Raw genomic sequence first — 6,804 nt, forward strand, 5'->3', positions numbered from 1 at the left:
CACTTTCGACAGTAACTCCGTGCAGCGACGCAGCGGACATATTTCCCCGGTTCGCGAATTCGTCATTTGCACCCTCCAGCGCAAGCGCGCATTTACCATCATTCCACGCGAAAGGGCCCATGCCTTTCCTGCTGGATACATAGACCATGACGGTACCCGCGCGCGATGTAATCCTTTCCCGCAACGAACGGGCGAACGCGAGAGCGACTTCGGGAAACGATTCCGGGAGAGGGGCCGGGAAACGGCGGGGGGGGGACAGGGCTCAGCGGGCGTCGCCGCGGACCACGGTCACGGGCGCGGCCGCCTCGACCAGCACCCGGCCGGGGTGGTTCTCGTCGAAGCGCACGCGGATGTGGCGATCGATCAGCAGCTCGTTGTCGACCCACTGCACGCGGTGGCCCGGGGCATTCGCGACCAGGCGTGTCTGCCCGTCGCACCCGGCCTGTACCACGACCACCTCGATGTCGTCGCCCAGGTGGAAGGAATCCCCCACCCGAAGATCCAGGGTCTCCATCGCAGTGCTCCGGTTCGGTTTCAGCGGCCGCGGCCGTTGCCGCCACGCGGACCGCCGCGTCCGCCGGGCCCGCCGGGCCCGCCGCGCGGCTTGCGCTCGCGAGGTTTCGGGCGGTTCGGGTCCTGCGGCAGGGAGGCGCGGTCAATGTTCTCGGTGGGGATGCGTTCGCCCAGGTAGGACTCGATGTCCGGCAGGTAGAACGCCGAGTCCTCGCAGCCGAAGCTGATCGCGTCGCCCTCGGCGCCGGCGCGCGCGGTACGCCCGATGCGGTGCACGTAGTCCTCGCCCGACTGCGGCAGGTCGAAGTTGAACACGTGCGTCACCTCGGGGATGTGCAGGCCGCGGGCCGCCACGTCGGTCGCCACCAGGAAGGTGTATTCACCCGCGGCGAAGCCCTCCAGCAGCTTCGAGCGCTTCTTCTGCGGCACGTCGCCCGAGAGCAGCGCGGCGGCGTGGCCGTTGGCATTGAGCCAGTCGGCCACCTTCTCCGCTCCGTGTTTGGTATTGGAGAACACGATCGCCCGTTCCGGCGCCAGATCCCGCGCCAGCGCCAGCAGCAGCGGGATCTTCTCGTCGTTGGCCGGATAGTAGATGGTCTGACGCACCCGGTCGGCGGTCAGGGTCTCCGCTTCGATCTGCACCTTCTCCGGGTTGTTCATGTGCTCGTAGGCCAGCTCCATCACCCGCCACGACAGGGTGGCGGAGAACAGCATGGACAGCCGTTCCTGCGGCGGGGCGCAGCGGCGCATCAGAAAGCGCACGTCCTTGATGAAGCCCAGGTCGAACATGCGGTCGGCCTCGTCCAGCACCACCACCTCGGTGTGCTTCAGGCCGAAGACCTTCTGCTTGAAGTAGTCGATGATGCGCCCCGGGGTGCCGATCAGCACGTCGGCGCCGGCGGCCAGCGCTTCCCGCTGGCGATCGTAGTCCGTGCCACCGTAGGCCAGAGCCAGCCTCAGGCCGGTCTCGCCCCCCAGCAGCTCCGCGTCGCGGTGGATCTGTACCGCCAGCTCGCGCGTCGGAGCCAGGATCAGGGCGCGCACGTCGGTGGGCCGGCGGTGCTCCGCAGGCGCCTGGCGCAGCAGGCGGTTGAAGGTGGCGATCAGGAAGGCCGCGGTCTTGCCGGTTCCGGTCTGTGCCTGCCCTGCCACGTCGCGGCCCTCCAGCGCGATCGGCAGCGCCTGCGCCTGAATGGGAGTACAGGTATCGAACCCGGCCTTGCGCAAGCCCGCGCGCACCGTCTCGGGCAGATCGAAACGGTCGAATGCGGGTACTGAGGGGTCTTGCGCGGCGTCAGTCATGGGGCTCCCGGGCGGGCTTCGCTGTTTTACTTGAACTTTGCCGTCATCTTCGTCGATAGTACGGCGTACGCGGCCCTGAAGAAGGCCGGTGCCAACCCAACGTCATGAGGACGCGGAGTGAGCGACAAGATCATTTATACATCGGACGCCAGTTTCGACGAGGACGTCCTGAAGTCCGACCAGCCGGTCCTGGTGGACTACTGGGCGGAATGGTGCGGTCCCTGCAAGATGATCGCGCCGATTCTGGACGAAATCGCCGAAGAATACGCCGGCAAGGTCAAGGTTGCCAAACTGAACATCGACGAAAACCCGTCGACGCCGCCCAAGTTCGGAATCCGCGGCATCCCGACGCTGATGTTATTCAAGAACGGGGACGTCGAGGCCACCAAGGTGGGCGCGCTGTCCAAATCGCAGCTGACCGCCTTTCTCGATCAGCACGCCTGATCGGCTGCACGGTCGAGCGCCGTAACGGGGCGGGCTTGCAACAGCCGCCCGCCCCGCTTAACATTCAAGCGTTTCGTCGATACCGGGTCTCTCCCGGAGTCGTCCCCTGCCCCGTCATCATTGCAATCCTGCGGCTATCCCCGGCCGCCGTTCATCCACGTTGAGCACAGCGCCCCACGCATGAATCTGACCGAACTGAAGCGGATGACCGCCGCCGACCTCGTTGGCCTCGCCGAAAACCAGGGCATCGAGAACATGTCCCGTGCCCGCAAGCAGGACATCATCTTTGCCCTGCTGAAGGCCCACGCGAAAAGCGGCGAGGCGATTTACGGCGACGGCGTACTGGAGATCCTCTCCGACGGCTTCGGCTTTTTGCGCAGCCCGGACGCCTCCTATCAGGCCGGCCCCGACGACGTCTACGTCTCCCCCAGCCAGATCCGCCGCTTCGGCCTGCGCACTGGCGACACGGTGGCCGGCAAGATCCGCCCGCCGAAGGACAACGAACGCTACTTCGCGCTACTGAAGGTCTCGGAGATCAACTTCGAGCCGCCGGAAAATGCCAGACACAAGGTCCTGTTCGAGAACCTCACGCCGCTGCATGCCAACCATCGCATGCGCATGGAGCGGGGCAACGGCTCCACCGAGGACATCACCGCCCGCGTCATCGACATCGTCGCGCCGTTCGGCAAGGGCCAGCGCGGCCTGATCGTCTCGCCGCCCAAGGCCGGCAAGACCCTGATCCTGCAGAACATCGCCCAGAGCATCGCGACCAATTACCCGGAGTGCTATCTCATCGTCCTGCTGGTCGACGAACGGCCCGAGGAAGTGACCGAGATGGACCGCATGGTGCAGGGCGAGGTCGTCTCCTCCACCTTTGACGAACCTGCCCAGCGCCACGTGCAGGTGGCGGAAATGGTCATCGAGAAGGCCAAGCGCCTGGTGGAGCACCGCCGCGACGTGGTCATCCTCCTGGACTCGATCACCCGACTCGCCCGTGCCTACAATACCGTTGCCCCCAGCTCCGGCAAGGTGCTCACCGGCGGCGTCGACGCCAACGCCCTGCACCGGCCCAAGCGTTTCTTCGGGGCCGCGCGCAATGTCGAGGAAGGCGGAAGCCTGACCATCCTCGCCACGGCCCTGGTGGACACCGGCTCCAAGATGGACGAGGTGATTTACGAGGAATTCAAGGGTACCGGCAACATGGAGGTGCACCTGGAGCGGCGCATCGCCGAAAAGCGCATCTACCCGGCGATCAACGTCAACCGTTCCGGCACCCGCCGCGAGGAACTGCTGACCGATCCGGAGGAACTGCAGAAACTCTGGATCCTGCGGAAGTTCCTGCACGGCATGGACGACATCGAGGCGATGGAATTCCTCCTCGGCCGTATGCAGTCGTCCAAGACCAACGGCGAGTTCTTCGATCAGATGAAGCGTTCCTGACGTCGCGCCCCGGCGTCAGGCGCTGGCCGCCAGCGGCTCGAACTCCAGCATGCGGTCCAGCCGCCGCCACTGACGCCGCCCGCCGGGATCCAGCAGGATCAGGTACTCCGCCCCGCGGCGCGTGCGCAGATCCAGCGGCGTCACCCGGGCGACGTAATCCAGACCCGCCCGCCGCCAGCGAATCCGCAGCGGCCGACCGTGCATGATGCACAGTTCCAGCTCCGAATACCGCTCGCAGGGAATGGGCCGGTATTCGGGCGGGCGCATCAACCACCCTCCCGCTCGGCTTCCACCTCGGGGACGTCATCCCCTCCGCACTCGGCAGGCTTGCGGCAGCGAAAGACGATCGGCGAGCAGCAGACCGCGCAGTCTTCCACCCATTCGCCTTCATTGCTCACCATGTCGATGGTGGTCTCGCCCGGCTCGCCGCACCAGGGGCAGGCAAACGCCACGAATTCGATCGGTCGGCTCATTCCGACACCTCCTCCTGTTGGCCATCGGCTTCGGACTCCGCCAGAAAGGCCTCCAGCACCTCATTCAAGAACTGCAACCCCTCCGGAGTTGCACGCAGCACACCACTACCGGCGGGCTCCAGCAGACCCCGCCCGCGCACCCGATCCAGCCCGGGCTGCAGGGCCGCAAGCGGCAGCCCGGTACGTTCGCAAAAAAGCTCCTCCGGCGCACCCTCGACCAGGCGCAGGGCATTCAGCATGAACTCGAACGGCCGCTCGCCGGGTACGACCGGTGTATCCCGCCCCCCGGCCGGGTCGTCGATATAGGCCTGCGGCTGGCGCGGACGCACGCGGCGGATGATGGAGCCGTCGTGGACCCGCGTGAGCTTCCCGTGAGCACCGGCCCCGATGCCGAGGTAATCCCCGAAGGTCCAGTAGTTGAGATTGTGCCGGCACCTCTCATCCGCCCTCGCGTATGCGGACACTTCGTAGCGAGTATAGTCCGCCTCCGCGAGAAGCGCCCTTCCGGCGGCAAAAAGCTCGCCCACCGCGTCGTCTTCCGGCAACACCGGCGGCCGCGCGGCAAACAGTGTATTGGGCTCCAGCGTGAGCTGATACCAGGAGATGTGCTCCGGCTGCTGCGCGATCGCCGCCTCCAGATCCGCCACCCCCTGCGCCACCGACTGCCCCGGCAGGCCGAACATCAAGTCCAGATTGATCCGCTCGAAGCCGGCCGTCCGCGCATGAGCCACCGCCTCGGCGGCCTCCTCCGGTCCGTGGATGCGCCCCAGACGCTGCAGCATGTCGCCGTCAAAGCTCTGCACCCCCAACGACAGCCGGTTGATCCCGGCCTCGCGGTAGCCACGGAAATAATCCCGGTCGGCAGTCCCGGGGTTCGCCTCCAGGGTGACCTCCACGTCCGGCCGCAAGGGCAGCAGCGCGCGCAGTCCCGACATCAGCTCCGCCATGGCTTCGGGCGGGAACAGACTGGGGGTGCCACCGCCGATGAACACGCTCTCGATGCGACGCCCCCACACCTCCGGCAGCTGCGCTTCCAGATCGCGCAGCAGCGCGGCCACGTAGGTGTCGAACGGGGGTTCGCCGCCTCGCGGCTCGTGCGAGTTGAAGTCGCAGTACGGGCACTTGCGCACGCACCACGGCAGGTGGACGTACAGCGCCAGCGGGATCGGGGTATCGAAGCTCGGGGTCATGCCGGGAGCATAGCCCGCGGCTCAGCGGCCGGCACGTTCCCGCAGGGCTTCCGCCAGTTTCTGCAGGGCCTGGCCGCGGTGGCTCAGGCGGTTTTTCTCCGCCGGCTCCAGTTCGGCCGAGGTGCAACCGCGTTCCGGCAGCTCGAACAACGGGTCGTAACCGAACCCGCCGCCACCCGCCGGCGCGGCGGCGATGCGTCCGCGCCACACCCCCTCGGCGATCAGCGGGGCCGGGTCGTCCGCATGGCGCAGGAACACCACCACGGCCCGGAAACCCGCGCCACGGCGCTCCGGCGGCACACCCTCCAGCGCCGCCAGCAGCTTCGCGTTGTTGGCGGCATCGGCGCCGTCGCCGCTCTCCCCGGCATAGCGCGAGGAATAGATCCCCGGCTCGCCGCCCAGGGCGTCCACCTCCAGCCCGGAGTCGTCGGCCACCGCCGCCAGCCCGGTGTGCCGGGCCGCATTGCGCGCCTTCAACAGGGCGTTCTCGACGAAGGTCAGGCCGGTCTCCTCGGCCTCCGGCACATCCAGTTCGGTCTGCGTGACCACCTCCATGCCCAGCGGCTCCAGCAGCGCCGCCAGCTCGCTCCGCTTGCCCGGATTGCCGGTGGCCAGGACCACGCGCTGCGCCGCCATGCCGCTCAACCCTCCCCGAGCACCGCGCGCTGCGCGTCGATGATGGTGCCGATGCCCTTCTCGCCGATGTCCAGCATGGTGTCCAGCTCGTCGCGCCGGAAGGCGTGACCTTCGGCAGTGCCCTGGATCTCGATCACCCCGCCGGCCTCGTTCATCACCAGGTTCATGTCGGTCTCGGCGCTGGAATCCTCGTCGTAGTCGAGATCCAGCACCGCCGAGCCGTTGAAGATGCCCACCGACACCGCGGCCAGATAGCCGTGCAGCGGGTCCTTCTTCAGCAGACCGGTCTCGCGCCCGTGCGCCACCGCGTCGCGCAGGGCCACATACGCGCCGGAGATGGAGGCCGTGCGGGTCCCGCCGTCGGCCTGGATCACGTCGCAGTCGATGATGATCTGGCGCTCGCCGAGCGCCTCCATGTCGACCACGGCACGCAGGGCGCGACCGATCAGGCGCTGGATCTCCATGGTGCGCCCGCCCAGCTTGCCGCGCGCCGCCTCGCGCGCCATGCGGTCGTGGGTGGAACGCGGGAGCATGCTGTATTCCGCCGTCACCCAGCCCTTGCCCTTGCCCTTCAGCCACGGGGGCACTCGCGGCTCGATGGTGGCGTTGCACAGCACCCGGGTGTCGCCGAACTCCACCAGAACCGAACCCTCGGCGTGGCGGGTGAAGTGCCGGGTAAAACTGACCGGGCGCATCTCGTCGGGCTGTCGGCCGCTGGGGCGCATGGCGATTCCTTGCTAAATTTGTCGGGCGCGCAGTATACGGGACACCGGGGGTCGCGGGGCCACCCCCGGTGTCCCGTATAC

The 6,804-nt window shown here is 67.5% G+C and carries 9 protein-coding genes; 2 read left to right on the top strand and 7 right to left on the bottom strand.

The window, feature by feature from the left end:
• Positions 1-262: 262 nt before the first annotated feature.
• Positions 263-514, bottom strand: a complete 252-nt coding sequence (locus tag B1A74_RS05555; RefSeq protein ID WP_077244022.1) for a carbon storage regulator — start codon at positions 512-514, stop codon at positions 263-265.
• A 20-nt stretch (positions 515-534) separates the two neighbouring features.
• On the bottom strand, positions 535-1,815 hold the full coding sequence (locus B1A74_RS05560; RefSeq protein WP_077244023.1) for a DEAD/DEAH box helicase: 1,281 nt from the start codon (positions 1,813-1,815) through the stop codon (positions 535-537).
• Positions 1,816-1,932: 117 nt separating this feature from the next.
• On the opposite strand from B1A74_RS05560, the gene trxA reads away from it, so the two are divergent.
• The gene (trxA, locus tag B1A74_RS05565; RefSeq protein ID WP_018947144.1) at positions 1,933-2,259 is read left to right on the top strand and encodes a thioredoxin TrxA; all 327 of its coding nucleotides are present in this window, start codon (positions 1,933-1,935) and stop codon (positions 2,257-2,259) included.
• Positions 2,260-2,439: 180 nt separating this feature from the next.
• The gene (gene rho / locus B1A74_RS05570; RefSeq protein WP_018947145.1) at positions 2,440-3,699 is read left to right on the top strand and encodes a transcription termination factor Rho; all 1,260 of its coding nucleotides are present in this window, start codon (positions 2,440-2,442) and stop codon (positions 3,697-3,699) included.
• 15 nt (positions 3,700-3,714) lie between these two features.
• On the opposite strand, the gene B1A74_RS05575 is transcribed toward rho, so the two are convergent.
• The 5 genes from B1A74_RS05575 to rph are packed head-to-tail and all read right to left on the bottom strand — an operon-like array spanning position 3,715 to position 6,723.
• Positions 3,715-3,966, bottom strand: coding sequence for a hypothetical protein (locus B1A74_RS05575; protein ID WP_018947146.1), 252 nt, complete (start codon positions 3,964-3,966; stop codon positions 3,715-3,717).
• Positions 3,966-4,172, bottom strand: coding sequence for a zinc ribbon domain-containing protein (locus B1A74_RS05580; RefSeq protein WP_018947147.1), 207 nt, complete (start codon positions 4,170-4,172; stop codon positions 3,966-3,968). Before B1A74_RS05580 ends, B1A74_RS05575 begins: the two co-directional genes overlap by 1 nt.
• A complete protein-coding gene (gene hemW / locus B1A74_RS05585) occupies positions 4,169-5,362 on the bottom strand; it encodes a radical SAM family heme chaperone HemW (RefSeq protein WP_077244024.1) in 1,194 nt (397 codons plus the stop codon). Before hemW ends, B1A74_RS05580 begins: the two co-directional genes overlap by 4 nt.
• Before the next feature lie 21 nt (positions 5,363-5,383).
• Entirely contained in the window at positions 5,384-5,998 is a 615-nt protein-coding gene (gene rdgB, locus B1A74_RS05590; RefSeq protein ID WP_018947149.1) for an RdgB/HAM1 family non-canonical purine NTP pyrophosphatase, read from the bottom strand.
• A gap of 5 nt (positions 5,999-6,003) precedes the next feature.
• The gene (gene rph / locus B1A74_RS05595; protein ID WP_018947150.1) at positions 6,004-6,723 is read right to left on the bottom strand and encodes a ribonuclease PH; all 720 of its coding nucleotides are present in this window, start codon (positions 6,721-6,723) and stop codon (positions 6,004-6,006) included.
• Positions 6,724-6,804: the final 81 nt, after the last annotated feature.

Source organism: Thioalkalivibrio halophilus, assembly GCF_001995255.1.
Taxonomy (GTDB): domain Bacteria; phylum Pseudomonadota; class Gammaproteobacteria; order Ectothiorhodospirales; family Ectothiorhodospiraceae; genus Thioalkalivibrio; species Thioalkalivibrio halophilus.